Genomic DNA, 25,270 nt, shown 5'->3' on the forward strand with positions numbered 1-25,270 from the left:
TCGGCAACTACCCTGGGGCCATGCTCCACGCCGCCTCCACGCCGACGCCGAGCCCGTCGCCGACGGACCTCGGCCCCCTGCCCCCGCCCGACCCGTCCCAGTGGTGGGACTGGTTCGTGGGCGTGCCGCTGCGGATCGCGATCACGATCCTCGTCTCGGTCCTGGTGCTGGTGCTGCTGCGGTGGCTCATCCACCGGACGATCGACAGGATCGCGCGCGGCTACCAGTCCGAGTCCGTGACCGGCGGGCTGCTCAAGGTGGACCCGGTGGTCGCCGAGCGGCGCGCCCAGCGTGCCCGGACCCTCGGGACGGTGCTCCGCTCGACGGCGTCGATCGTCGTCGGCACCATCGCGGTGCTCCTCGTGCTCGGGGACCTCGGCGTGGACCTGGCGCCGTTCATCGCGTCCGCGGGGGTCGTCGGCGTCGCGCTCGGCTTCGGCGCGCAGAGCCTCGTCAAGGACTTCCTGTCCGGCACCTTCATGCTGCTCGAGGACCAGTACGGCGTCGGCGACACCGTGGACTTCGGGGTCGTGCGGGGCACGGTCGAGGAGGTGGCGCTGCGCGTCACCAAGGTCCGCGACTCCGCGGGCACGCTCTGGTACCTGCGCAACGGCGACATCGCGCGCGTCGGCAACCAGACGCAGGAGTGGGCGAACGCGGTCGTCCCGGTCGTCGTGGCCCCGGACACCGATCTCGAGGCGGCGCGCGCCGCCGTGCAGCGCGCGGTCGACGCGGTGCAGGGCGACCCGGTGCTCGGCGGGGCGTTCCTCGAGCCGCCGACGCTCCGGGTCGGCGACGCGATCACCGCGGACGGCGTCGAGCTCTCGGTCTCGGTGCGCACCCGCGCGGCCATGCAGTGGGACGTCCAGCGCGCGCTGCGGCTCGCGGCGCGCGACGAGCTCCACGACGCGGAGGTCACGCTCGTCTCGGCCTGAGCCGGCCCGACGGACCGCAGCGGGGCGAAGGCCTAAGCGGCCGTCGGCACCGTCCAGGCGAACAGCGGGCTCCCAGCGGACACGGGCTGGCCGGGCTCGACGAGCAGCTCGATGGTGTCGGGCTCCGCCTGGAGCGCGACCACCGGGGAGAGAGCAGCCAGGCCGCGGGCCTGGACGTCGTCGGGCGCCCAGCCGATCACGGGGTCCCCGAGCGCGACCTCTTCGCCCTCGGCCGCGTACAGCGCGAACCCCTCGCCCGCCAGGCGGACCGTGTCGATGCCGAGGTGCACGAGGACGGTGACGCCCGGTGCGGGCTCGACGGCGAACGCGTGCGCGAAGAGGGTCACGAGCCGGCCGGCGACGGGCGCGTGCGCGAGCGCCGGGCCGTGGGGCGGGCGAGCCGGCTCGATCGCCACGCCGGGGCCGGCGATGCCGGCGGAGAAGACGTGGTCCGGGACGTCCGCGAGGGCGTGCACGACGCCGTCGAGCGGGGCGGTCAGCACGAGGCGGGTAGCGGTGACGGAGGTGGCGACGTCCTCGTGCGCCGACGTCATGCAGCCTCCGTCCTTCGGTGAACCTCGCCCACCCTAAGCCGCGCGGGCCGCGCGCGCCGAAGGAAGGCGGAACCCGCCCCCGCACCGGCGATACTAGGTCGGTGAGCGCTTCCCCCACCAGCCAGCAGTCCTTCTACGACGACATCGGCGGCCACGCCACGTTCGTCCGCCTGGTGGACGTCTTCTACGAGGGCGTGGCGACCGACGAGGTCCTGCGCCCCCTGTACCCCGAGGAGGACCTCGGACCCGCGCGGCAGCGCCTCACGATGTTCCTCGAGCAGTACTGGGGCGGCCCGACGACGTACTCCGAGACCCGCGGCCACCCGCGCCTGCGCATGCGCCACGCCTCGTTCAAGGTCAACCCGGACGCCCGGGACCGCTGGCTCGCCCACATGCGCACCGCCGTCGACGCGCTCGACCTCGCGCCGCTGCACGAGGCGACGCTGTGGGACTACCTGGACCGGGCCGCCCACTCGCTCGTCAACACCTTCGAGGAGTAGCCATGACCGTGGACGGGACACCGACGGGGACGACGACCGACGACGCCGGGCAGGGCGCGGAGCGGCTCGCGCACCTCCTGCACGTGCTCGACGTGACCCCGCGCGGCACGGCCCAGGAGGCGAGCTCGGGGACGAACGTCGGGGACGACCTGTTCACCGGAGAGACCCTGCACCAGCCGAACGGCCGCGTGTACGGCGGACAGGTGCTCGCGCAGGCGCTCACGGCCGCGTGGCGCACGGTCGGCGGGCCCGAGGGCGCCGGGACCGGTACCCGGCTCCCCCACTCGCTGCACGGCTACTTCCTGCGCCCGGGCGACCTCGACGTGCCCGTCGACCTCACCGTCGAGCGGCTCCGGGACGGCGGCTCGTTCAGCGCGCGGCGCACGCACGCCATCCAGCACGGCCGGCCGATCCTGTCGATGATCGCGTCGTTCCAGGAGCAGCAGGACGGCGTCGAGTTCCAGGCGACCATGCCGCGGGACGTTCCGGCGCCCGAGGACGTGCCGAGCGCGCTCGACACGCTCGGCGGCATCGACCACCCGCAGGCCCGGCACTGGTCGCACGACTCGGCGTTCGAGGTCCGTCACGTCGAGGGTGCCCTGTTCCTCGGGCCCGCCGCCGTCCGCTCCGACCGGCAGCACGTGTGGGTCCGCTCGCGCGGCTCCGTGCCGGACGACCAGTTCCTCCACCGCGCGCTGCTCCTGTACGCCTGCGACCAGCTCATGCTCGAGCCGGTGCTGCGGGTCAGCGGGCACGCGTGGTCGAGCCCCGGCATGTCGATGGCGAGCCTCGACCACGCCATGTGGTGGCACCGCGACGTCCGCGTCGACGACTGGCTGCTGTTCGAGCAGGAGGCGTCGAGCGCGCAGGGCGGCCGCGGCCTCGCCTCGGCCCGGGTGTTCACGCGCGCGGGCGTGCTCGTCGCCTCGATGGGCCAGGAGGGGATGATCCGGCTCCCCGCTGCCTAGGGCGGACGGCCGGGCGAGACTGAGGCGTGCCCACCGAGACCGCCGACCCGACGACCCCGCCCGTGGCGGCCGTCACGGGCGTGACCGGGTACGTGGGCGGCCGTCTCGTCCCCGAGCTCCTCGGGGCGGGCTTCCGGGTCCGGGCTCTCGCGCGGGACCCCGCGCGCCTGGCCGGCCGCGAGTGGGCGGACGACGTCGAGCTGGTCCGCTGCGACGTCGGGGAGCTCGACGACCTCCGGGCGGCGCTGGACGGCGTCGACGTGGCGTACTACCTCGTCCACTCGCTCGGCACCGGCCGGGACTTCGAGGCGCGTGACCGGCACCTGGCGCTCACCTTCGGACGGGCCGCGCGCGAGGCGGGCGTCGGACGCATCGTCTACCTCGGTGGGCTGGCGCCGGCGGGGGTCGAGCTGTCGCGCCACCTCGCGAGCCGGCGGGAGGTCGGCGAGATCCTCCTCGCGTCGGGAGTCCCCGTCACCGTGCTGCAGGCGGCGGTGATCCTCGGGTCCGGCTCGGCGTCGTTCGAGATGGTGCGCTACCTCACCGAGCGGCTCCCGGTCATGACGACACCGCGCTGGGTCTCCAACCGCATCCAGCCGATCGCGGTCCGGGACGTGCTGCGCTACCTCGTGGGCAGCGCGACGATGCCGTCCGACGTGTCGCGGACCTTCGACGTCGGGGGCCCGGACGTCCTGACGTACGGCGAGCTCATGCAGACCTACGCGCGCGTCGCCGGTCTGCCCCGGCGGCTCATCGTGCCGGTGCCCGTCCTGACGCCGCGCCTGTCGAGCCTGTGGGTCGGCCTCGTGACTCCGGTGCCCGCGGGGATCGCCAAGCCGCTCGTGGAGTCGCTCGAGCACGAGACGGTGTGCCGCGAGCACGACGTCCGCACGCTCGTGCCCGACCCGCCCGAGGGGCTCGTCGGCGTGGAGCGGGCGATCGAGCTCGCGCTGCAGCGCGTCCACGACGGCGAGGTGACGACCCGCTGGTCGTCCGCGGCGCTGCCGGGAGCGCCGAGCGATCCCCTCCCCACGGACCCCGACTGGTCGGGCGGCTCGTTCTACGTCGACCAGCGCCGCACCGTCGTCGACGCCCCCGCCGACGTCCTGTGGGGCGTGATCGAGGAGATCGGGGGCCATCGCGGCTGGTACTCGTGGTCGCTCGCATGGCGCGTGCGCGGCCTGATGGACCGGCTGGCCGGGGGCCCGGGGCTGCGCCGCGGGCGCCGCGACGAGCGGCACCTGCGGGTCGACGACGTCCTCGACTTCTGGCGGGTCGAGGCGATCGAGCCCGGACGGCGGCTGCTGCTGCGCGCCGAGATGCGGGTGCCCGGCCTGGCGTGGCTCGAGCTGCGCGTCGACACGGCCGCCGAGGAGCTTGCCGCCCGCACGCCCGACGCACCCGGCCCGGGACCCGAGGCGGCGGCCGGGCCCGGTCGCACGTACTTCGCGCAGCGCGCGCTGTTCTCGCCGCACGGCCTGGCGGGCCAGCTCTACTGGTGGTCGGTCAAACCGTTCCACGGCGCCGTGTTCGGCGGGATGCAGCGCAACGTGGCCGCCGAGGCCGCCCGGAGGGCGGCACGCCGCTGAGCGTGTCAGTCGACGAGCGCGACCTCGTCGCCCACGCGCACCACCCCAGGGCCGTCCGGGATGGCGTTGACGGCGAACAGCAGCTGCCGGTCGACGTTGCGGTGCCGGGCCAGCGTGCGCAGCGGCTCGCGGCGCCGCTCCCCCGACTCCTGGTCGGTCGTCGTCATGACGCAGCGCGCGCACGGGCCGGCGACGCGGAAGACGACGTCTCCCACGCGCAGCCGCCGCCCGGTCCAGGCGTCCTCGGCCCAGGCCGGCGAGCCCTCGACCACGAGGTTGGGCCGGAAGCGCGTCATCGGCACGACCTCGTCGGGCGAGGACTCCGCGGCGATCCACGTGTTGAGCGCGTCGAGGGAGGACGCGCTCGCGAGGAGCAGCGGGTAGCCGTCCGCCGCGCTCACGACGTCCCCGGGCCGCGACCAGCCGGGCTCGACCGGACGACGCGTCGGGTCGTCCATCCACACGAGCCGCAGGTCCCGGCCCGCGACCCGGGAGAACCAGGCGTCGGCCTCCGGACCGCACGCCGTGGCCCGGAAGCGGTTCCCCCACACGTCGGCCTCGACGGGTTGCCCGGGCACGGCCGGGACCTCGAGGTCGTCGAGGCCCGGCGCGGACAGCCGGACGCCCGCACCCGTCAGGCGTGGCCGGACGGTCGCCAGCGCGCGCACCTCGCGCTGGCTCACGAGCTTCCCGTCCGCGTCGACCGGCAGCCAGCGCCGGTCACCTGCCAGACCCCACGGCTCGACGGCGGCCGCGTCGACGTCGACCCGGTGGCAGCCCTTGACGGGGTAGACGTGCAACGACGCGACCCGCATCGCGGCGCCCGCCCCGGGGCTCACCCGCGGCGCCGGAACGCGATGGGGTCGCCCAGGAAGGGCTCCCAGGCGGCGCGCTCGTCGGTCGTGATGCGCCGCGGCCGCTCGGTCGCGGCGTCCACGACGACGATCGTCGTGGCCGCCCGCGCGTACGGCTCGCCGCCCGTCGAGGGGCCGACGCGGTCGAACCGTGCCGCGCCGTCGTGCACCTCGTAGCAGACCTCGAGGCTCGCACCGCCGATCTTCCCGATCCACATCTCGACCCGGACGGGCGTGCGCGTGAACGCGAGCGGGCGCAGGTACTCGATCTCCTGCCGGGCGACGAACGTGTGCGACGACGCGCCCGGGCCGTTCTCGATGACCGCCGTCGGCCAGGCGTCCTCGCCCGCATCGGGGTGCTGCCAGAAGGCGGTGATGCGGGCGTCCTCGAGGAGCCGGAACATCTCGACGTTGTTGACGTGCTGGTAGGCGTCGAGGTCGGACCAGCGCAGCGAGACGGGGACGTGCAGTCGGGTCATGGTCCCCGAACCTACCGCCGGCGGCGGCCCGGTCCGCGCCACGCAGGCACCGCCGCGGGTGTGATCCTCACGACGCCGCGATCGCGGCCGACGTCCGGCACGTCGCGAGCGCCGCGAGCTCCTCGGCGACGGGGAGGCGGACCCGCTCGTCCGCGACGGTCGCGACGGCCGCCCGCAGCCGGGCTCGCGCACCGCGGGCCCGGCGGCGCGCCCCGAGCCCGGCCAGCCCGCGCGCCACGAGCGCGAGCAGCAGCCCGGCGACGACGCCCGCGACGAGGAGCCCCGTCGGCAGGGGCACGCCGTGCCACTCGGGGGTGCCGGGTCGGGGGAGCTGCAGGTAGCCGAGCAGCGCGAGCGCGCCGAGCCACAGCAGGCCCAGCGCCGCCACGCCCAGCAGGACCCACTGGACGACGTCGACCGCACGCCACCACCGCGGCGGCCGCGCGGCGGACAGGCGGGTGGCGACCACAGCGCGGTCGAGCGCGTCGGGCAAGGCGGCGACGGCGTCCGCGCCGCGGCGGTCGACGGCGCGCACCCACGCGTCCGGGGCGCCCCTCGAGACGGCACGGACGTACCCACGGACCGCGACGCGGGCCTGCGCGGCGACCGCGGGAGCCTGCGACGGGAGCGAGGAACGGACCAGGTCGGGGTCGCGGCCCGGGTCCTCGAGGCGCAGCCGGCGCAGCGGGTCGGGGCGCAGCCGCCCGAGCCAGCGGGTGACCGGCCAGCCGGTCGCCGACCGCGCGCGCCGGAGCACCGAGGCCCGCACCGCGTCCACGACCAGGTCGACGCCCGCCGCCGACTCGAGCGCCCGGTGGAGCTCGGCCTGCGCGACCCGCGACGCGCGGTCCGGGAGGGGTTCCCCGCACGCGGCGAGGACGTCGCCCGCGACGGCGCGCACGTCGGCCGTGCGCCGCGCCGTGGCAGCCTCGCGCCGGCGGACGGCGTCGGCGAGCAGGTCGCGCAGCTCCCCGAGACCTGCGCCGGTCCGGGCCGAGACGCCGAGCACGCGGACGTCGCCCAGCCCGTCCTCCCACGCGAGCCGCCGGACGTCGTCGAGGCAGGCCGCTGCGTCCGCGGGGGCGAGCCGGTCGATCTGGTTGAGCACCAGGACCATGACGTCGGCGTGCCCCGCAAGCGGTCGCAGGTAGCGCTCGTGCAGCGCGGCGTCGGCGTACTTCTGCGGATCGAGGACCCACACCAGCAGGTCGGCACGCTCCACCAGCCGCTCCGCCCGCTCCCGGTGCTCGACGACGACCGAGTCGTGGTCCGGCAGGTCGAGCAGGACGAGGCCGTCGGGCGCGTCGGGGAGCGCCGGCGCTCCGCCGGGGGCCGCGGCTCCGGCGTCGGACGCTCCTGCCGGCTGCGCCTCGGCGCCAGGAGCCTCGTGGCGGTCGCGCACCCCGAGCCAGTCGAGCAGCGGGCCGGCCCCCTCGCCGCGGACCCAGGCTGCGGCGTCGGACGTGGTGGGACGCCGCACGCCGACGTCCTGGACCGCACCGCCGGCGAGCGCGTTGAACAGCGACGACTTCCCGGCGCCGGTCGCGCCCGCGAGCGCGACCACGGTGTGCTCGCTCGAGAGCGCGGCCCGCGCGCGGCCCGCCCCGAGGACCGCGTCGACGCGCGCGACGAGGTCCGGGTCGAGGCGTCCGGCGCCCGCGTGCCGTGCGGCCTCGAGCGCGCTCGTGCGCTGCGGCAGCCCGAGGGACGCGCCGCGCCGGCGCGCGCTCATCCGCGACCGCCCCGGAGCACGCGGCGCCAGAACCCGCCGCGCCCGCCCTCGTCGGGCTCGCCAGCCTCGTCGTCGGCAGTCCGCCCGTCCGGGCCCTCCTCGGGCAGGTCGGCCCCGCGCAGGCCGCCGGCCCGCGCCGCCGGTGCGGCGTGCGCCGCGGGCGCGCCGTCCGCTCCCCCGGCGGCCTCGCGCCCGGCACGCTCGTCCCGTGCGGCCCGTTCGACGTCCGAAGCGGCGGTGCGCAAGGCAGCGGGGTCCGGGGTGCTGAGCGCGGCGAGGACGCCGCGGTAGCGTTCCGCCTCGGCGGCGAGGACGGCGCGGACACGCGTGTCGAGCGCCTCCCGCGCCGACCGGGTGAGCTGGCGGACCGCCTCGTCCCCGAACACCGCCGACAGCACCGCCTGCGACGCGGCCGCCGTGCCGCCCGCGATGCCCAGCTCGGCGCCCGTGAGCCCCGCGGTGGACGCGAAGACGAGCACCATGAGGACCGCGCCCGCGCCGTTGATGCCCAACGACAGCGCCCGCGCCGTCCCGCGCTTCGCGGCGCCACGGTCACGGACGAGCTCGAGCACGTCCTCCTGCCAGCCGCGCACCTCGGCCGTGGCCCGCTCGCGCAGCTCGCCGTGCGCCGTCGGCGGGACCGCGGCGTCACCGCCCACCAGGAGCGCCCGCCCGGCCGCGGTCCCCCGCCACGCGGCGGCCGCGCGCTGGTCCGCGGTCTCGGCCGCGTCGAGGACGAGGCCCTCGAGGCTCGACCCGATCGCCCGCTCCAGCCGGGGCACCGCCTCCGACCGCCCGCGGAAGAACGCCGCCACCCGGTCCCGTGCCCGCCCGACGGCACGCTGGAAGCCCGCGAAGAGCTCGTTCCCGCCCACGAGCTCCTGCCAGCGGCCCAGGACCTCGCCGCGCAGCAGGCTGCCGTCCGCGGTCGCCTCGAGGAGCATCCGGGCGGCGTCCTCGTAGGCGTCGTCGACGGCGCGGCGGAGCTCGGCGCCGGCCGCCTCCTGGGTCCCCGCCGCGTCCGCGAGCCCGCGCAGCCGGCGGACGAGGTCGTCGACGACGCCGTCGCGGGTCGCGTCGACGACCCCGTGGCGCGCCTCGTCGTCGGCGGCGAGCCGCGTGAGCCAGCGGGCGAGCGGGGCGACGGCGCGCGCGGGCAGGAGCCCGTCGTCGCCCGGAGGCGTCTCGCGGACGAGGAAGATGCGGGCCTCGCCGAGGCCTTCGGCCTCCGCGAGGCGGGCGAGGTCGGCCTCCACGGCCTCGGCGCCCGGGTCGACCCGGTCGAGCACGAGCGCGACCTGCGCCCGACGACGGCCCGCCGCCGCGAGCAGGTCCCACGGCACCGCGTCGGCGTACCGGGCGGCCGTGGTGACGAACACCCACAGGTCGGCCGCGGCGAGGAGCTGCTGCGCGAGCTCGCGGTTCTCGGTCGCGACCGAGTCGACGTCGGGAGCGTCGACGAGCGCGAGCCCGCGGGGCACGTGGTCGTCCGCGACGAGCCGGAGGGTCCGCGCGCCGACCGCCGCGTCCGCCGCAGGGCCGGCCGGCGCCGCCGGGGCGGCGCTGCCCGCACGGAGTCGGGCGAGGCCCGGCAGCACCCGGTCGGAGGTGAACCACGCGCCGTCGAGCGGGTGATGGACGAGCACGGGGGCGCGCGTCGTGGGGCGCAGCACGCCGGGCGCGCTGACGGTGGCCCCGACGAGCGCGTTCACGAGCGTCGACTTGCCCGCGCCCGTGGACCCGCCGACGACCGCGAGGAGCGGCGCGTCGCGTGCGCGCAGCCTCGGGAGCAGGTAGTCGTCGAGCTGGCCGAGCAGCTCGCCGCGGGTGCGACGCGCGTCCGCGGCGTCGTCGGTCGCGAAGGGGAACGTCGCCGCGCCCAGCGCACCACGCGAGGCGGTCACGGCCGCCGCCAGGCGTGCCTCCGCGCTCGCGTCGTCGCTGCTCATGCGGCCAGTGTGCCGGAGAGGACCCGCGGTCGCCCGGTGGCCCCGGGACGCACTCGCCCGGTGGCCCCGCGACCAACGGCGGCCCCGCGACGCACGGTGGCCCCGGGACGCGCGGCGGGCGCGTGGCACGGCGGGTGGGCACGCGACGGGCGCAGGAGCCCGCGACGACGGACGGCGCCCGACCCTGCACGAGGGCAGGGCGGGCGCCGTCCGGGGCGTGACGTCTCAGTCGCGCGTGAGCTTGCGGTAGGTGACGCGGTGCGGCCGCGCGGCGTCGGCGCCGAGCCGCTGGACCTTGTTCTCCTCGTAGGACGCGAAGTTCCCCTCGAACCAGTACCAGCTCGCCGGGTCCTCCTCGGTGCCCTCGTAGGCGAGGATGTGCGTCGCGACGCGGTCGAGGAACCACCGGTCGTGGCTGACCACGACGGCGCAGCCCGGGAACTCGAGCAGCGCGTTCTCGAGAGAGCCGAGGGTCTCGACGTCGAGGTCGTTCGTGGGCTCGTCGAGCAGCAGCAGGTTGCCGCCCTGCTTGAGCGTGAGCGCGAGGTTGAGGCGGTTGCGCTCGCCGCCCGAGAGCACGCCCGCGGGCTTCTGCTGGTCCGGGCCCTTGAACCCGAACGACGCGACGTAGGCGCGGGACGGGATCTCGACGTTGCCGACCTTGATGAAGTCGAGCCCGTCCGACACGACCTCCCACAGCGTCTTCTTGGGGTCGATGCCGCCGCGCGACTGGTCGACGTACGAGATCCGGACCGTCTCGCCGACCTTGAGCTCGCCGGCGTCGAGGGGCTCGAGGCCCACGATGGTCTTGAAGAGCGTCGTCTTGCCGACGCCGTTCGGACCGATCACGCCGACGATGCCGTTGCGGGGCAGCGTGAAGCTCAGCCCGTCGATCAGCGTGCGGCCGTCGAAGCCCTTCTCGAGGTCCGTCGCCTCGATGACCAGGTTGCCGAGGCGCGGCCCGGCCGGGATCTGGATCTCCTCGAAGTCGAGCTTCCGGGTGCGCTCGGCCTCGGCCGCCATCTCCTCGTAGCGGGCCAGGCGGGCCTTCGACTTGGTCTGGCGGCCCTTCGCGCTGGACCGGACCCACTCGAGCTCGTCCTTGAGACGCTTGGCGAGCTTGGCGTCCTTCTTGCCCTGGACCTCGAGGCGCGCCTGCTTCTTCTCCAGGTACGTCGAGTAGTTGCCCTCGTAGGGGTACAGGCGGCCGCGGTCGACCTCGCAGATCCACTCCGCGACGTGGTCGAGGAAGTACCGGTCGTGGGTCACGGCGAGCACGGCGCCGGGGTACGACGCGAGGTGCTGCTCGAGCCACAGCACCGACTCGGCGTCGAGGTGGTTGGTGGGCTCGTCGAGGAGGAGCAGGTCGGGCTGCTCGAGCAGCAGCTTGCACAGCGCGACGCGGCGGCGCTCACCACCGGACAGCACCTTGACGTCCGCGTCCGGCGGCGGGCACCGCAGGGCGTCCATCGCCTGCTCGAGCTGCGAGTCGAGGTCCCACGCGTTCGCGGCGTCGATGGCCTCCTGGAGGGTGCCCATCTCGGCCATGAGCGCGTCGAAGTCGGCGTCGGGCTCGGCCATGAGGTTCGAGATCTCGTTGAACCGGTCGAGCTTGCCCTTGATCTCGGCGACGCCCTCCTCGACGTTCCCGAGGACGGTCTTGTCCTCGTTGAGCGGCGGCTCCTGGAGCAGGATGCCGACCGAGTAGCCCGGCGACAGCCGCGCCTCCCCGTTCGAGGGCTGGTCCAGGCCCGCCATGATCTTGAGGATCGTCGACTTCCCCGCCCCGTTCGGGCCGACGACGCCGATCTTGGCGCCGGGCAGGAAGTTCAGCGACACGTCGTCGAGGATGACCTTGTCGCCGTGCGCCTTGCGCGCCTTGTACATGGAGTAGATGAACTCAGCCACCGGTTGTGTTCCGCCTGTCACGATCGTTCGGGAGGACGTGGGGCGCCGCCCGCCACGCCGCCGGAGCCTCCCGGTGGGAGGCGCCGGCGCAGGCCGGGCGCCCGCGACCCACCAGCCTACGCGGTCCGGGCGCCCCGCCGCTCGACGCGCTCGCCCGCAGCGGCCGCCCGTCGCCTAGCCGACCGGCGCCAGAGCGTCCTCCCGGTCCGCGACCTGGTGCTCCCCGGTGCCCGCGTCGGCCGAGTCGCCCGCCGCGTCCGGGTCGTCGCCCAGCTCGGGGAGGCTGCTCGCCCACGGGTCGTCGTCGGGCGCCGCGGCGGCTCCCGCCGCCGGGAGGCCGTCGGCCGCGCCGTCCTGCTCGCGCCCGTCCGACGCAGGCCGGTGGATCGTGCGCGTGTAGCGCGCCTGGCCGCGCGCGAGGTCCGGTCCGAGGGCACGTGCCTCCAGCACGAGCGAGGTCCGTGGCCCGTCGGGGCTGATCCACTCGTCGACGCCGACGACGCCCGTCGCGACCACCGCGTCGCCCTTGCGCAGCGACTCGGCGACGTTGCGCGCCATGTCGCGCCACGTCTTCACCGTGAACCAGAGGGTCTGCCCGTCCACCCACTCGCCCTTGCTCCGGTCGAAGAACCGCCGCGTCGTCGCCATCCGGAACGTCGTGAAGGACGTGCCCGTCGCGGACACGAAGTGCTTCGGGTCGTCCCCCACGAAGCCGGTCAGGGTCGTCTGGACCTCGCTCATCGCTGTCTCCTCGGGTCGGGGGCCGGCCTGGCGCCGACCCGTCCCGCACAGCGTGGCGCGTCCCCGCGCCCGGACGCGGGGAAGGGGACTCAGGGTGTGGACGACTCGGCGGCAGCGGGCACTGTGGGCAGCCCCCGGCCCGCGGTGAGCGGCGCCCCGTGCGGCGCGTCCTGCGCACGCGCGGCCAGGCGACGCACCTCGTCGCGCTGTCCCAGGATCCGCTCGGTCGGCCCCAGCAGGCCACCGCGCACGACCCGCTCGAGCGCCATCCGGCCGGACCGCACGACGCCCTCGCGGCGGCGTCGGGCGAGGGTGCGACGCGTGCGCAGCGCGACCAGCAGCAGGACGAGCGCGACCACGACGGCCGCGACGGCGACGATCGCGAGGATCTCCCCGAACGGCTCGTCGACCTTGATGACGTGCAGGCTGGTGAGGACCGCGACGACCCCGGCGACGAGCGCCAGCACGAGCAGGACGAGCGCGGTGCGCCGCAGCGGTCTCGCCGACGACGGCCCGCGCGTGTCCAGGGGGATGGTCTCGAGCTCGCGGCGCAGCGCGACGACGATCTCGCTCGGCGTCGCGAGGCCGGACGCGAGCGCGTCCCCCCAGCCGCGCCGGAGCCCCTTGCCCGCCCGCGCCAGCCATCGCGAGCGCGAGCCGGCGACCGCGTCGGTCTGGATCTCGCCGAACTCGGGACGGCCGTACCCGCGGCGGATCACGCTCTGGACCTGGGCGCCCACGCCCTCGAGCCCGACCGCCTGCGCCAGGGCACCGACCTCCTCGTGCAGGGCCGCGTCCGCGTCCCACGGCGCGCCCGGCGGCGTCGAGTCGAGCAGGACGCGGCCCGCCCGGTCGAGCTCCGCGGCCGCGCGGCCGGCCGCGACGGACCGGCGCGCGACCGCCTGCTCCAGGACGTCGCGCAGCTCGGGGACGCCCTCACCGGTGCGGGCCGAGACCCCCAGCACGGGGACCTCGTTGAGCCCGTCCGCGACGAGCAGCCGGCCGACGTCCTCGAGCAGCGACTCGCGCCGGCCCTCCGGGATCGTGTCCACCTGGTTGACGACGACCACCATGGACGCCTCCATGCCGACCGACTCGCGGAGGTAGCCGGAGTGCAGGGCGTCGTCGGCGTACTTCTGCGGGTCGACGACCCACACGAGCAGGTCGACGAGCGGCAGCACCCGGTCGACGACCTGCCGGTGCGCCGGCTGGATGGAGTCGTGGTCGGGCAGGTCGAGGAGCACGAGGCCCCGCAGGCCTTCCTCGGCGTCGCCGTCGAGCAGCGACTCGCGCGTGATCCGTCGCTCCCGGCTCACGCCCACCCAGTCCAGCAGCGGCTCGGCGTCGTCGCTCCACGAGCAGGCCGTCACCTCGGCGGTGGTGGGCCGCCGGACCCCGACGTCCGCGAACGTGAGCCGCGAGATCGCGTTGAACAGGCTCGACTTGCCCGACCCCGTGCCCCCCGCGAGCGCCACGACCGTGTGGTCCACGCCGAGCGCGAGCCGTTCGCGGACGGACGCGACCGCCGTCTCGACGTCCGCCACGACATCCTTCTCGACGCGGTCGTGCGCGATCCGCAGCGCGTTCTCGAGGTCGTCCGTGCGCGCGCGCAGGCGGGCGTCGTCGGTCATGCCGCTCCCTCCGTACCGTGCGCGGCCGCAGCGGCCTCGCCCCCTGCGGTGCCGTCCGCGGCGCTTCGCGCCGCCTCGGCCTTGCCGTCCTTCGCCTTCCCGGCCCGGGGCCTGCGGTCGGCGACGCCGGCCTCGCCCACCGCGGCGGGACCCGACCCGCCGGCGCCTGCCGCGAGACGCGCTCCCCCACCCCGGACGGCGCGCGCGTGGCGTGTCTGCCGGACGAGCTCGGCACGGCGCAGGCGCAGACCGGAGGCGGCGTCGGCCGCGAAGGCGGGTCCGTCGACGTGCTCGAGGACGCTCCCCGCGACGACGTCCGGGACGCTCGCGACGCGGTCTGCGAGCGAGGCGCGCAGCCGCTCGACGACGGTCCCCGCGTCGTCCCCGACGACCCGGGCGGCCGCGCGGGCGGCGTCGTCGAGGCCCGCCGCGCCGAGCAGGAGCAGCGTCGCGAGACCGCGGTCGCCGTAGGCCTGCCGGGCCGCGTCGGCGCGGTCGCCGGTCAGCGCGCGGACGGCGTCCGTGCCCTCGGTCTCCCACGCGGACGCCGCGGCACGGGCCTGGGCGGACCGCTCCGGGGACCCGTCCGCGACCAGCGGTGCGGCGTCCGCGGCGCCGGGCGGGGCGTCGTCACCGGTGAGCGCGACGCGCAGCGCGGTGGCCGCCGCGTCGGCCGTGCTCTCCCACGTGTGCCCGACGGACGCGAGCAGGTCGGCGAGCACCGGCTCGATCGCCGCTTCCCGGCGACGGCCCGCGCGTCGCGACGACCTCGCGGTCCCGTCCTTGACCTTGACCGCGTCGACGCGCGCGTGCGCGAGCTGCGCCCACCCGGAGGCCACCGACCCTCGCGCGACCCCGCCCGCGAGCACCCCGGCGCGCGCGCTGTCCGCCACGGCCGGGAGCGCCGCGCGGACGGTCTCCCGGATCGCAGCGCCGGCCGCGACCTGCGCCTCGACGGCCTCGGCGAGGCGCGCAACCCACGCGGGCAGGGCGTCGAGCGAGCCCTGGAGCGTGCGCACCACGACCGACCGCGACCGCTCGCGGCCCGCGAGCAGCGTGAGCCACCGGCGCACCGGCGCGACGACCGTGTCGCCGAGCAGCCCCTCGTGCGGGCCGAGGTCGGGCACGACGAACAGCGGCGTCGAGTCCATGCCGTGCTCGCGCAGGCGCGCCATGAGGTCGGCGCGGATCGTCGGGAGGGTGTCGCGCGGCACCCGGTTGAGGACCATCGCGACGCTCGCCCCGCGCTCGGTGGCGAGCTCGAGCGTCTGCCAGGGCAGCGCGTCGCCGTAGCGGGCCGCCGTCGTGACGAAGAGCCACAGGTCGGCGCCCTCGAGCAGGAGCCGCGCGGTGTCGCGGTTCGACTCCTCGAGCGAGTCGAGGTCGGGCGCGTCGAGCAGGGCGATGCCGCGCGGCACGGCCTCGCTGACGACGACGCGGGACCGGCTGGTCGCCGGGCCGTCGGCCGGGACCACGTCGGCGTCGGCCGGGTGGTGGGCGTAGACGGGCTCGCGCGTCGTGGGTCGCAGCACGCCCGCGGGCGACACCTCGTCCCCGAGCACCGAGTTGTAGAGCGTGGACTTGCCGGCCCCGGTCGAGCCGGCCACCACCACGACGGCCGGCGCGCTCAGCTCCTTGAGGCGCGGGAGGAGGTGCTGGTCGAGCTGTCCGAGGAGGCGCTCGCGCGAGCCGAGCGCGTCGTCCCGCCCCGGGAGCTCGAGCGGCAGGCGGACCGCGGCGACGTCACGGCGCAGGTCGCGCACCACGTCGTAGAGGGTGGGCGTGAACGCTTCGGCAGCCTCCGACGCGGCCCGGTCGGCGCCTGACGGTGGTCGCTGGGTCACGTCCATCATCTTTGCTGCTGAGCGCGCCAGCGCAAACCGCGCCGCGCCGGAGTGCGCCCGGTGACTAGGATGAGCGCGCGCCTCGATAGCTCAATGGATAGAGCAACGGCCTTCTAATCCGTAGGTTGCAGGTTCGAGTCCTGCTCGGGGCACCCAGCGCCTTCGCCGTCGGCCGTCGGACGGCCGGTCGTGGTGCGGCGGACCGCCCTTGCGTGCGGCGCAGCACGTCCCACGCGTCGGCGACCGGGCCCAGGTGGGCGCGAGCGCCGCGAGGAGCCGCGCGATGCGCGTCAGCGCTCCTCGACCGGCCCGAGCGCAGGCTTGAGGTCGAGCACGGGCGTCCCGTCGACGGCCTCGAGGTGGTCGAGCCGCACGCGCGTCCCCTCGACCGCCACGACCCGCGCCGTGTGCAGCCCGACAGGGTTAGGCCGGTCGGCCGACCGCGTCGCGAACACCCCGAGAAGGGGCCGGTCGAGGTCGCCGCGCGGGTGCACGGCGAGCGTCCTGCGGTCGGCCCGGTCGAGCCACGTCAGGACCACGACCGCGTCCCCGACCTCCACGCCCGCGAGAGCGGGCGCGAGCGCCGGGTCGAGCTCGAGCCACGCCGCCGGCGCGCCCTCGTCGGGCTGGCGGGGCGCGTCGGTGAGCGCCGTGAGGGGCGACGAGACGCGCCCGATCGCGGTCAGCTCGACGGTCGGGAGCCGCGGACCCTCGGTCGTCATGCCGCCAGCGTACGGACGTCGCCCGCACCCCGCGCGGCCAGCCGAGCGCTTGTGGGGCTTCGACAACGCGTTGTGGGATGCCTCCAACGCGCGGCCCTGAACTCGCGCGTGGACTGCGCTGCCTCCGGGGCCGCGCGTGAGGGACAGTTGTCGACGAGGCACCAAGACCACCACGATCCAGGGAGACCCATGAGCGCCACCGAGCAGGTCACGCACGAACCGACCGCCCCGCGGACCGGCCGGCGGTTCGCCGTCACCGCGCCCGACGCGGCCCGCATCGCGTCGTTCGCCGCCCTGATCTGCGTGCTCGCCCTGACGCCCGCGATCTCGCTGGGCTCGGCGCTCGCTCCCCTCACGCTCCAGACGCTCGGCGTCATGCTCGCCGGTGCGCTGCTCGGCTGGTGGCGCGGCGCGCTCGCCGTCGTCACCTACCTCCTGCTGGCCCTCGCGGGGCTGCCCGTCCTCGCGGGCGGCGTCGGCGGGGTCGAGCCGTTCGTCGGCCCCACCGCGGGCTACCTGTACGGGTTCGTCCTGGGCGCCGCGGTGACCGGCTGGCTCGTGGACCGGATCCGAGGCCGGGTGACCGCGCCGAAGGTCTTCGGCGCGGCCGTCGTCGGAGGCATGGGCGCCATCTACGCCGTCGGGATCCCCGTCTCGGCCCTCGTCGCGGGCATCCCGCTGTGGACCGCGGTCACCGGCTCGTGGGTGTTCCTGCCCGGAGACGTCGTCAAGGCGGTGCTCACCGCGCTCGTGACGGCTGCGGTCGTGCGCGCGTACCCGCCCGCAGGCCCCGCCGCGCGCCGCCGGTGAGCCCTCTCCGCCGCCGCGCGGGCGCCCCCACCCCCGAGGTGGCGGCGCCCGACGCGGCGCGCCCGCAGGCCGCCGTCCCCGTCCGCCTCGACGACGTGCACGTCCGCCTGGGCGAGCGCGACGTGCTGCGCGGGATCGACCTGACGATCACCGAGCGACGGGTCGGCGTCGTCGGTGCCAACGGATCAGGGAAGTCCACGCTCGCGCGCCTCCTCGACGGCCTCGTCGTCCCGACGCGGGGGCAGGTCACCGTCGACGGGCTCGACACCCGCACGCAGGGGGCCGCCGTGCGCCGGGTCGTCGGCTTCGTGTTCACGGACCCGGACGCGCAGATCGTCATGCCGACCGTCGCCGAGGACGTCGCCTACTCGCTGCGCCCCCGCCGCGGCGAGCACGGGCTCCCCGAGGCCGAGCGGGCCGCCGTCGTGCACGCCGCCCTGGCCGAGCGTGGGCTCGCGGGGCACGCGGACCACCCCGCGCACCTGCTCTCGGGGGGCCAGAAGCAGCTCCTCGCGATCACGTCGGTCCTCGTCACGAACCCGCGCCTGCTCGTGGCCGACGAGCCGACGACGCTCCTCGACCTCCGCAACGCCCGCGCGATCGGACGCCTCCTCGGCTCGCTCGAGCAGCAGGTCGTCGTCGTCACGCACGACCTCGACCTGCTGGACGGCTACGACCGCGTCCTCGTGGTCGACGACGGCCGCGTCGTCGCCGACGACGAGCCCGCCCCGGCGCTCGCGTTCTACCGCAGGCTCATGGGGGCGTGATGGACGGGTTCCGGTCGGGCGCCGGGCTGCTCGGCGCGTACGTGCCCCGGGACTCCGTGGTCCACCGCGCGCCCGCGGGCCTCAAGCTCGCGATGCTCGCCGTGGTGTCGGTCGTGGTGCTGCTGGTGCGGTCGTGGTGGGGTGTCGGAGCGCTGGCGGCGCTCGTGCTCGCGGTGTCCTTGGCCTCGCGGGTCGGCGCCCGCGCGCTCGTCGCCCAGCTGCGCCCCCTCGTCTGGCTGGTGCCCGCCGTGCTCGCGCTCCAGTGGTGGGCGCACGGCCCCGCGCGGGCCGCGCTGCTGAGCAGCCGGCTCGTCCTGCTGGTCGCGCTCGCCGCGCTCGTCGTCCTGACGACGCGCACCACCGAGGTGCTCACCGCGATCGAGCACGCCGCGCGGCCGCTGCGGGTGGTCGGCGTCCGACCCGACCGTGTCGCGCTCGTGCTCGCCCTCGCGATCCGGTCCGTCCCGGTCCTGGCCGACCTCGCCGACGACGTCCGCGACGCGCAGCGCGCCCGCGGACGCGAGCGCGACCTGCGTGCCTTCGCGGTGCCGCTCGTCGTCGGGACCCTGCGGCGCGCCGACGCGCTGGGCGACGCCCTGCGGGCGCGCGGCGTCGACGACTGACCCCGCTCAGCCCGGGCTCGGCCGGGGCGCCGGTCGGCGCGGGACGAGGACGAGCACGCCCACCGCGAACCCCGCCGCCGCGCCCGCGACGACGTCCGTGAGGAAGTGGTACCCGAGGTAGAGCCTGCTCGTCGCCACCAGCGCCGTCATCACCACGGCGCCCGACGACGCCGCCCACCACCACGCCGCCGACCTTCCCCGGGCGGCGCCGAGCAGGCACACGAGCGCCGTCGTGAGGGTCGCGGCCGCCATGGTGTGCCCGGACGGGAACGAGTGCGTGACGACGGCCCCGGGGACGGTCTGGGTCAGGTCCGGGGGGCGCGGGCGTGCGATCACGGCCTTGAGCACCAGCGACAGGACCGCCTGCAGGGCCATCGCCGCGGCCAGGAGCGCCGGGCGCCACCAGTCGCGCGACCACCACCACCAGGCCAGGCACCCGACCGCCACCGCCGCGGGCAGCACGACGGCCCCGAAGAGCTCCGTCACGACCGTCATGACGTGCGTCGCGGCCGGGGTGCGGTGCGCGACGAACCACGCGAGGACCGGCTCGTCCGCGTGCGCGAGCCCCGTGCCCGTCGCGACCTGCACGAGCACCGCGACGAAGACCAGCGCGGCGGCGCCCGCCAGCCACCACGCCGTGCGCGCCGTCCGGCGAGGCTCCCCCATCCCCAGACCCTAAAAGACAGTGCGGTGTGTCACACCCTCCTGGGAGGCTTGAGCCATCACCGCGGTGAGGTCCAACGAGCACGTTGCGCACTTCCGCAGCACGTGGCCAGGTCTGATCAGCCCGGCCGGCTCGCACGTCACACGCACAGCAGGGAGAACCAGATGCATCCCGAGATGATGTTCCGCGCCGCGGACATCGCCAGGAGAGAGAGGCTCGAGGAGGCGACGCGACGCCGCGAGGCCATGCGCTTCGTCACCTCCCGCGTCCCGGCACGCACCCGCGTGCCGCACCGCAGGCCCGCATGACACGCGTCAGCGGGAACCCGCACCGCAGCAGGACCGGCAGCGGCCCCAGGCCGCGACCCACCACCCCGGGTGCCCCGTCGGCACCGGCCCACCCGGCCGGAGCGGCGGGGCACTCGCCTGTCCGGGCGACGACGGCACGTACCCTGAGGGCGTGAGCCCACTGACGCCCTCCCCCAGCCCCAGCACCGACCGGATCGTCTGGATCGACTGCGAGATGACCGGCCTGTCGCTCACCGCGGACGCGCTGATAGAGGTCGCCGCCGTCGTGACGGACTCCGAGCTGAACGTGCTCGGCGACGGCATCGACGTGCTGATCAAGCCGCCCGCCGAGGCGCTCGAGCAGATGGGCGACTTCGTGCGCACCATGCACACGTCGTCGGGACTGCTCGAGGAGCTCGCGAGCGGCACCACCATGGCCGACGCGCAGGCACAGGTCCTCGACTACGTCCGCACCTGGGTCCCCGAGCCGAACAAGGCGCCGCTCGCCGGGAACTCGGTGGGCACCGACAAGACCTTCCTCGACCGCGACATGCCCCAGCTCGTCGAGCACCTGCACTACCGGATCGTCGACGTGTCGTCGATCAAGGAGCTCGCTCGCCGCTGGTACCCGCGCGTGTACTTCCAGGCCCCCAAGAAGCAGGGCGGCCACCGGGCGCTCGCCGACATCCTCGAGTCCATCGACGAGCTCCGCTACTACCGCGAGGCGCTCTTCGTCCCGCAGCCGGGTCCGGACTCCAAGGCGGCCAAGGCCGTCGCGGGCCGCGTGCTCGCGACGCCGTCCCGTGCGGGCACGACCAGCGCGGCAGAGGCCGAGGCCTGACCTCCCGCCGTCCTCGTCGCGACGCCCGCCCGCGCACCCTTCACCTCGCCGTGACGCCGGCGCCGGCGGGCGTCGTCGCACCGGGCACACCGGCCGGAACGACGAACGAGGCCCGGGGCTTCGGTCGAGAATCACATCTCGACCGAGGCTCCGGGCCTCGCGACTGGGGTGAGTAACGGGACTTGAACCCGCGACCCCCTGGACCACAACCAGGTGCTCTACCAGCTGAGCTATACCCACCATGCGGGACGTGCTGCCACGTCACCCGCGGTGCGACCCCCGTGCGGATCGCACCTGGGGCCGACGAAAAGTGTACCTGCTCGGAGGGGGTCGTCATGACCACGCCCCCGACCGTGCCGGCTCAGGACACGCGCGCCCGGAGCGCCCGCAGCGCGATCGCGTCCGCGAACCGGTCGACGGCGTCGCCGTCGTACGCGAGGAAGAGCGACGGCTCGGTCAGCTCGAGCTCGATGAGCTGCGGCGCCCCGACGGCGTCGGGCACGAGGTCGACACGCGCGTACAGCGGCTTCGCGGCGCTCGGGAGCACCTCCGCCGCGGCCGCGAGCGTCCGCTCGGCGATCGCGAGCTGCTCGGGCGTCGCGACGGCGCGCTCGAGCCGCTCCCGCACGTACAGGGACGCGTCCTCGGCCTCGTAGGGCCCGCTGAGCAGCGCGCGCTTGGTGATCGCGTGCGAGAACCGGCCGTCGACGAAGATCAGGCCCGTCTCGCCCACGGTGTCGACCGCCTGCTGGTACGGCTGGATCATGACGTGCCGTCCCTGGGCGAGCAGGTCGAGCGCGTGCCGGATCCCGAGCCCCCTCTCGGTCGCGTCGCCGGACTCGTACCGGCCGGTGCCCTGCGCTCCCGCGCTCACCGTGGGCTTGATCACGAAGTCGCCGTGGGCGGGCATCCGGGTGTGGACGGCGCGCGCGCTGAGGTTGCGGTCCGGGTCCAGCCAGACCGTCGGGATCGTGGGGACGCCGCGCTCCGCGAGCTCGTGCAGGTACGCCTTGTCGGTGTTCCACGCGATGACGTCCGCGGCGTTGAGCAGGTTGGGGACGCTCCGCGCCCACGCGACGAACTCGTCGCGCCGGGGTGCGTAGTCCCACGCCGACCGCACGACGACGAGGTCGTAGGACCCCCAGTCGACGGCCGGGTCGTCCCAGACCACGGGCTCTGCGGCCACGCGACGGTCGGCGAGCGCGGCGACCAGGGGGACGTCGTCGGGGTCGAGGTCCGGCAGCTCCGCGCACGTCACGAGCGCGGCACGGAGACGGCTGGGAGCGATGGGGTCGGTCACGGAACGAGCCTAGCCGCCGGGCGTCAGCCGCGCGGCGTGCGCGCGTACGCGAGGTCGTGGACCACGCGGCCGGCCGCGGTGCCCTTGCGCTCGAAGCCCGTCAGGACGCGCCCCTCGAAGCGCGGCGCCCAGCCGTCGGGCGTCGTCTCGCCGTGGGGCACGAAGCCGTCGGCCGCGACGAGGAGGTCGCGGACCTGCTCGGCGTACGGCTCCCAGTCGGACGCGAACCGGAGCACGCCCCCGTCCACGAGGACGCGCGCCACGAGCCGCAGGAACGCCTCGTCGACGAGGCGCCGCTTGGTGTGGCGGGCCTTGCGCCACGGGTCGGGGAAGAACACCCACACCTCGTCGACGCTCGCCTCGGGCAGCGCTGACGCGAGCACCTCGGGCGCGTTCGCCTGCACGAGGCGGAGGTTGTCGACCCCCGCGGCCGCGGCGCTGCGCGCCGTGTGCGCGAGGCCGGGCTCGTAGACCTCGACCGCGACGAACCGGGTGCCGGGTCGTGCGGAGGCCGCCGTGACCACCGCGTCGCCCTGCCCCGACCCGATCTCGACGACGACGGGCCCGTCGCCCGGAGGCACCGCGGCGAGGTCGAGCACGAACGCGGGGGCGACGGACGTCGACGCCGCGGCGCGCGGCACGTCGACCAGGTAGCGGGGGCGCTGCTCGTCCCAGAGACGCTGCTGCCCGTCGCTCAGACGGCGGCTGCGGCGGACGAAGGAGACCGGCACCGACCGGTGGGACGATGCCGGTCCGGGGGCTGTCACGACGGGCTCGGGCACGGTCCCAGTCTAGGCGGGCGGCCCGATCCGGCGGTCCCGGGGACGACGAAGGCCGCCCGCCCACGAGGGCGAACGGCCTGGTCAGAGGTGGTGCGCCATCAGGGACTCGAACCCCGAACCCGCTGATTAAGAGTCAGCTGCTCTGCCAATTGAGCTAATGGCGCGCGAGAAGAAGAGTAGCAGCCCTGGGGGCCTCTCCGGACCACGGACCTGCGGGCCGGCGCTCCCGGTGGCCGCGCCGCCGTCGGACGCGAGCCCTGCGTCGACCCACGGCCCGGCGGGACGACGAAGGCCGCCCGCCCATGAGGACGAACGGCCTGGTCGAAGGTGGTGCGCCATCAGGGACTCGAACCCCGAACCCGCTGATTAAGAGTCAGCTGCTCTGCCAATTGAGCTAATGGCGCGCGAGAAGAAGGGTAGCAGGACCCGGGCGTGACCCCGAAATCGAATCCCGGGGCTACAGGTAGAGGCCGGTCCGCTCCCCCGTCGCCGGCTGCTCGAAGACGCCGTGCACGTCGCGCTCGCGCAGCAGGACGTAGTCCTTGCCGCCCAGGTCGACCTCGGCACGCTCGTCCGGGTCGAACAGCACCCGGTCGCCGACGTCCACGCGACGGACGTTCTCTCCGACCGCGACGACGCCGCCCCACGCGAGCTTCTTGGGCCCGACCGCGGTCGCGGGGATCACGAGCCCCGCGGACGTCTGGCGCTCGGCCGAGTCGGTCTCCGGGAGGACGAGGAGGCGGTCGTGCAGCATCCGGACGGGCACGTGCGGCTGGTCAGGCGTCTCGGTCGTGGTGCGGGTCTTGCTCACGGGCCCACGGTACCGGCCGCCGGAGAGCCACCCGAAGCCCGTCCACACCCACCAGGGCCAAGCGGTCGCATAGAGTCGCAGCGACCCCACCACCCCAGGAGGACCGATGACCGCGCACCGCCTCGCCGTCGGCGACGACGCGCCCGAGCTCACGCTCCCGACCGCGGACGGCGGCACGTACCGCCTCGCGGACCACCGCGGCCGCCGCGTGGTCGTGTACTTCTACCCGGCCGCCGGGACTCCCGGCTGCACCAAGGAGGCGTGCGACTTCCGCGACTCGCTCGCCTCGCTCCAGGGCGCCGGCTACGACGTCGTCGGCGTCTCGCCTGACGGCGTCGACAAGCTCGCGAAGTTCGTCGCCGACGAGCAGCTCACCTTCCCCCTCGTGAGCGACACCGAGCACACGACGCTCGAGGCGTGGGGCGCCTGGGGCGAGAAGAAGAACTACGGCCGCACGTACACGGGGGTCATCCGGTCGACGGTCGTCGTCGACGAGGACGGCAAGGTCGCGCTGGCGCAGTACAACGTCAAGGCGACGGGCCACGTCGCGAAGCTGCGGCGCGACCTCGGTATCGACCCGCGCTGACACGCGGGCGACCCAGCCCCGGTGTTCCCTTCCTGCAGGCGCGCGACGGTGGTGCCGGAGACGGGAGTCGAACCCGCACGCCCGAGGGCACGGCGATCTAAACGCCGGATGTCTGCCAGTTCCATCACTCCGGCTGGCGGGCGCCAGTCTAGCCGCGTTCACCCGCCGTGCCGCCTTCGCGTCCGCGAGGGTCGAGCCAGCCACGGTTCCTGGCATTCCGCCCGGCAAAGTTCGGTGTCTGTGCGTGGCAGTTCGGGCACAAGAAGCGAAGGTTCGACGCCCGGTTGTCGCGCAGGTCACCGTTGACGTGGTCGACGTGCAGTGTGAGCGGGGCACCCTGCCACCGGCCGTCGCACCCACAGGCCTCGCAGGCATAGTCTCGGCCCACCTCGGCGAGGGCTCGCCGCAGGAGGTGTGGCGGTCTCCGCCGGGTCCGATCGGGGTCTCGCACGAGGACCTCAGCCGACGACAAGCGGTTCGCTCGCAGCTGCGCCCCCTGGTCGCGCCGGAAGTGGCTCGTGTCGACACCGAGCTGTTTGAGCATGCGCCCGATGTGGGCGTGCGTTCCCCCGGCCTCCACGAGCCCGAGGTTCCGTAGAACGCCTGCCACCGAAGTCGCATTCGCAGCCGCCTCGGTGAGGACTTCGGCCGTGTACTTCCTGCGTCGGAAGTGGCTCGTGTCGACGCCCAGCTCTTTGAGTCGCTTGGCGACGTGGCTGTACGAGCCGCTGCGGACCGGCACACCCAAGTAGCGCACCACTCCCGTCAGCGAGTCCGCGTTCGCGGCCGCCTCGGAGAGAACTTCATAGGTGTACTTGCGGTGCGCCATGGTTCGAACGTTAGTTCGAACCGCCGACATGGCCGCGGGCAGCACGACGGCCCGCGACGGACGCCGCGCATCGAGCAGCGTGCCGCGGGCCGTCCTTCGGCCGGCTCAGTTCTGCGGCGCCGCTTCCTTGGCCTTCTCGATCTGGGCGCGCACGTCGTCCATGTCGAGACCGCGCACCTGGTCGATGACCTGCTGCAGCGCGGAGGCGGGCAGGGCGCCGGGCTGCGAGAAGACGAGCACGCCCTCGCGGAAGGCCATCAGCGTCGGGATCGACGTGATCTGCGCCGCGCCGGCGAGCGACTGCTCGGCCTCGGTGTCGACCTTGCCGTAGACGATGTCGGAGTTCTCCTCCGACGACTGCTCGAAGACGGGCGCGAACATGCGGCACGGGCCGCACCACGACGCCCACCAGTCGACGAGGACGATGTCGTTCTCGAGGACGGTCTTCTCGAACGTCTCGCCCGTGAGTGCCTGGGTGGCCATCTGGCTTCCTTCCATCGGGGTTTCCGCCCGATACAGCGGTCCTGACGGTCCCAGTATTCCCGCCGTGCCGCGGACCCGGCC

25 protein-coding genes and 5 tRNA genes are annotated in these 25,270 nt (G+C 75.3%); 10 read left to right on the forward strand and 20 right to left on the reverse strand.

Translation table 11 applies throughout. The annotated features are described in order from the left end of the window. The first annotated feature begins 20 nt into the window (after positions 1 to 20). Positions 21 to 935, forward strand: a complete 915-nt coding sequence (locus tag ACFT5B_RS03435) for a mechanosensitive ion channel family protein (protein WP_386796579.1) — start codon at positions 21 to 23, stop codon at positions 933 to 935. Between the two features lie 32 nt (positions 936 to 967). On the opposite strand, the gene ACFT5B_RS03440 is transcribed toward ACFT5B_RS03435, so the two are convergent. After that, positions 968 to 1,489, reverse strand: a complete 522-nt coding sequence (locus tag ACFT5B_RS03440; protein WP_386796580.1) for a PTS glucose transporter subunit IIA — start codon at positions 1,487 to 1,489, stop codon at positions 968 to 970. Positions 1,490 to 1,590: 101 nt separating this feature from the next. On the opposite strand from ACFT5B_RS03440, the gene ACFT5B_RS03445 reads away from it, so the two are divergent. From ACFT5B_RS03445 to ACFT5B_RS03455, 3 genes are read left to right on the forward strand one after another with little or no spacing between them, the layout of a single operon-like run. Further along, complete coding sequence (locus tag ACFT5B_RS03445; protein WP_386796581.1) at positions 1,591 to 1,989, forward strand: globin; 399 nt, start codon at positions 1,591 to 1,593, stop codon at positions 1,987 to 1,989. Positions 1,990 to 1,991: 2 nt separating this feature from the next. Continuing rightward, positions 1,992 to 2,957: an acyl-CoA thioesterase gene (locus ACFT5B_RS03450; protein WP_386796582.1), complete on the forward strand. Its 966-nt coding sequence runs from the start codon at positions 1,992 to 1,994 to the stop codon at positions 2,955 to 2,957. A 26-nt stretch (positions 2,958 to 2,983) separates the two neighbouring features. Next, positions 2,984 to 4,546: an SDR family oxidoreductase gene (locus ACFT5B_RS03455; protein WP_386796583.1), complete on the forward strand. Its 1,563-nt coding sequence runs from the start codon at positions 2,984 to 2,986 to the stop codon at positions 4,544 to 4,546. Between the two features lie 5 nt (positions 4,547 to 4,551). Here ACFT5B_RS03455 and ACFT5B_RS03460 read toward each other — a convergent pair whose 3' ends face one another. The 8 genes from ACFT5B_RS03460 to ACFT5B_RS03495 form a co-directional block, all read right to left on the reverse strand. Next, positions 4,552 to 5,385, reverse strand: a complete 834-nt coding sequence (locus ACFT5B_RS03460; RefSeq protein WP_386796584.1) for an MOSC domain-containing protein — start codon at positions 5,383 to 5,385, stop codon at positions 4,552 to 4,554. Further along, complete coding sequence (locus ACFT5B_RS03465; RefSeq protein WP_386796585.1) at positions 5,382 to 5,879, reverse strand: acyl-CoA thioesterase; 498 nt, start codon at positions 5,877 to 5,879, stop codon at positions 5,382 to 5,384. Before ACFT5B_RS03465 ends, ACFT5B_RS03460 begins: the two co-directional genes overlap by 4 nt. A gap of 67 nt (positions 5,880 to 5,946) precedes the next feature. Then, the gene (locus tag ACFT5B_RS03470) at positions 5,947 to 7,611 is read right to left on the reverse strand and encodes a GTPase (protein ID WP_386796586.1); all 1,665 of its coding nucleotides are present in this window, start codon (positions 7,609 to 7,611) and stop codon (positions 5,947 to 5,949) included. Continuing rightward, positions 7,608 to 9,560, reverse strand: coding sequence for a dynamin family protein (locus tag ACFT5B_RS03475; protein ID WP_386796587.1), 1,953 nt, complete (start codon positions 9,558 to 9,560; stop codon positions 7,608 to 7,610). Before ACFT5B_RS03475 ends, ACFT5B_RS03470 begins: the two co-directional genes overlap by 4 nt. A 225-nt stretch (positions 9,561 to 9,785) precedes the next feature. Then, a complete protein-coding gene (gene ettA, locus ACFT5B_RS03480) occupies positions 9,786 to 11,468 on the reverse strand; it encodes an energy-dependent translational throttle protein EttA (protein ID WP_386796588.1) in 1,683 nt (560 codons plus the stop codon). Positions 11,469 to 11,642: 174 nt separating this feature from the next. Continuing rightward, on the reverse strand, positions 11,643 to 12,209 hold the full coding sequence (locus ACFT5B_RS03485) for a single-stranded DNA-binding protein (RefSeq protein ID WP_386796589.1): 567 nt from the start codon (positions 12,207 to 12,209) through the stop codon (positions 11,643 to 11,645). Between the two features lie 89 nt (positions 12,210 to 12,298). Then, on the reverse strand, positions 12,299 to 13,840 hold the full coding sequence (locus tag ACFT5B_RS03490) for a GTP-binding protein (protein WP_386796590.1): 1,542 nt from the start codon (positions 13,838 to 13,840) through the stop codon (positions 12,299 to 12,301). Beyond that, a complete protein-coding gene (locus ACFT5B_RS03495) occupies positions 13,837 to 15,690 on the reverse strand; it encodes a GTPase (RefSeq protein ID WP_386796691.1) in 1,854 nt (617 codons plus the stop codon). Before ACFT5B_RS03495 ends, ACFT5B_RS03490 begins: the two co-directional genes overlap by 4 nt. Positions 15,691 to 15,763: 73 nt before the next feature. On the opposite strand from ACFT5B_RS03495, the gene ACFT5B_RS03500 reads away from it, so the two are divergent. Continuing rightward, positions 15,764 to 15,836, forward strand: a tRNA-Arg gene (locus ACFT5B_RS03500). A gap of 138 nt (positions 15,837 to 15,974) precedes the next feature. On the opposite strand, the gene tsaA is transcribed toward ACFT5B_RS03500, so the two are convergent. Then, positions 15,975 to 16,406 carry a tRNA (N6-threonylcarbamoyladenosine(37)-N6)-methyltransferase TrmO gene (tsaA, locus tag ACFT5B_RS03505; protein WP_386796591.1) on the reverse strand — a complete coding sequence of 144 codons (432 nt, stop codon included), beginning with the start codon at positions 16,404 to 16,406 and terminating at the stop codon, positions 15,975 to 15,977. A 189-nt stretch (positions 16,407 to 16,595) separates the two neighbouring features. Here tsaA and ACFT5B_RS03510 point away from each other — a divergent pair, with 189 nt between their 5' ends. The 3 genes from ACFT5B_RS03510 to ACFT5B_RS03520 all read left to right on the forward strand — a co-directional run bounded on the left by ACFT5B_RS03510 (position 16,596) and on the right by ACFT5B_RS03520 (position 18,606). Then, complete coding sequence (locus tag ACFT5B_RS03510; RefSeq protein ID WP_386796592.1) at positions 16,596 to 17,216, forward strand: biotin transporter BioY; 621 nt, start codon at positions 16,596 to 16,598, stop codon at positions 17,214 to 17,216. Positions 17,217 to 17,311: 95 nt separating this feature from the next. Further along, entirely contained in the window at positions 17,312 to 17,983 is a 672-nt protein-coding gene (locus ACFT5B_RS03515) for an energy-coupling factor ABC transporter ATP-binding protein (RefSeq protein WP_386796692.1), read from the forward strand. Then, on the forward strand, positions 17,983 to 18,606 hold the full coding sequence (locus ACFT5B_RS03520) for an energy-coupling factor transporter transmembrane component T family protein (protein ID WP_386796593.1): 624 nt from the start codon (positions 17,983 to 17,985) through the stop codon (positions 18,604 to 18,606). Before ACFT5B_RS03515 ends, ACFT5B_RS03520 begins: the two co-directional genes overlap by 1 nt. A 6-nt stretch (positions 18,607 to 18,612) precedes the next feature. Here ACFT5B_RS03520 and ACFT5B_RS03525 read toward each other — a convergent pair whose 3' ends face one another. Next, positions 18,613 to 19,272, reverse strand: a complete 660-nt coding sequence (locus ACFT5B_RS03525) for a phosphatase PAP2 family protein (RefSeq protein WP_386796594.1) — start codon at positions 19,270 to 19,272, stop codon at positions 18,613 to 18,615. A gap of 457 nt (positions 19,273 to 19,729) precedes the next feature. Between ACFT5B_RS03525 and orn the strand changes: the two genes are divergently transcribed. Further along, positions 19,730 to 20,398 (forward strand): oligoribonuclease, encoded by a 669-nt coding sequence (gene orn / locus ACFT5B_RS03530; RefSeq protein ID WP_386796595.1) that lies wholly within the window; start codon positions 19,730 to 19,732, stop codon positions 20,396 to 20,398. 164 nt (positions 20,399 to 20,562) lie between these two features. Here the strand turns inward: orn and ACFT5B_RS03535 are convergent. The 6 genes from ACFT5B_RS03535 to ACFT5B_RS03560 form a co-directional block, all read right to left on the reverse strand. Beyond that, a tRNA-His gene (locus ACFT5B_RS03535) sits at positions 20,563 to 20,638 on the reverse strand. Positions 20,639 to 20,759: 121 nt separating this feature from the next. Next, a complete protein-coding gene (locus tag ACFT5B_RS03540; RefSeq protein WP_386796596.1) occupies positions 20,760 to 21,698 on the reverse strand; it encodes a RimK family alpha-L-glutamate ligase in 939 nt (312 codons plus the stop codon). 23 nt (positions 21,699 to 21,721) lie between these two features. Next, positions 21,722 to 22,480: a tRNA (guanosine(46)-N7)-methyltransferase TrmB gene (trmB, locus tag ACFT5B_RS03545; protein ID WP_386796597.1), complete on the reverse strand. Its 759-nt coding sequence runs from the start codon at positions 22,478 to 22,480 to the stop codon at positions 21,722 to 21,724. A gap of 88 nt (positions 22,481 to 22,568) precedes the next feature. Continuing rightward, positions 22,569 to 22,644 (reverse strand) — tRNA-Lys (locus ACFT5B_RS03550). A 164-nt stretch (positions 22,645 to 22,808) separates the two neighbouring features. Next, a tRNA-Lys gene (locus ACFT5B_RS03555) sits at positions 22,809 to 22,884 on the reverse strand. A gap of 53 nt (positions 22,885 to 22,937) precedes the next feature. Then, entirely contained in the window at positions 22,938 to 23,234 is a 297-nt protein-coding gene (locus tag ACFT5B_RS03560; RefSeq protein WP_386796693.1) for a GroES family chaperonin, read from the reverse strand. A 163-nt stretch (positions 23,235 to 23,397) separates the two neighbouring features. Here ACFT5B_RS03560 and bcp point away from each other — a divergent pair, with 163 nt between their 5' ends. Continuing rightward, a complete protein-coding gene (bcp, locus tag ACFT5B_RS03565; protein WP_386796598.1) occupies positions 23,398 to 23,877 on the forward strand; it encodes a thioredoxin-dependent thiol peroxidase in 480 nt (159 codons plus the stop codon). 49 nt (positions 23,878 to 23,926) lie between these two features. Here bcp and ACFT5B_RS03570 read toward each other — a convergent pair. From ACFT5B_RS03570 to trxA, 3 genes are all read right to left on the reverse strand, one after another. After that, a tRNA-Leu gene (locus tag ACFT5B_RS03570) sits at positions 23,927 to 24,011 on the reverse strand. Between the two features lie 14 nt (positions 24,012 to 24,025). Next, on the reverse strand, positions 24,026 to 24,706 hold the full coding sequence (locus ACFT5B_RS03575) for an HNH endonuclease signature motif containing protein (protein ID WP_386796599.1): 681 nt from the start codon (positions 24,704 to 24,706) through the stop codon (positions 24,026 to 24,028). A 105-nt stretch (positions 24,707 to 24,811) separates the two neighbouring features. After that, positions 24,812 to 25,189, reverse strand: coding sequence for a thioredoxin (trxA, locus tag ACFT5B_RS03580; protein ID WP_386796600.1), 378 nt, complete (start codon positions 25,187 to 25,189; stop codon positions 24,812 to 24,814). Positions 25,190 to 25,270 lie beyond the last annotated feature (81 nt).

Source organism: Luteimicrobium sp. NPDC057192, assembly GCF_042670205.1.
Classification (GTDB): domain Bacteria; phylum Actinomycetota; class Actinomycetes; order Actinomycetales; family Cellulomonadaceae; genus Luteimicrobium.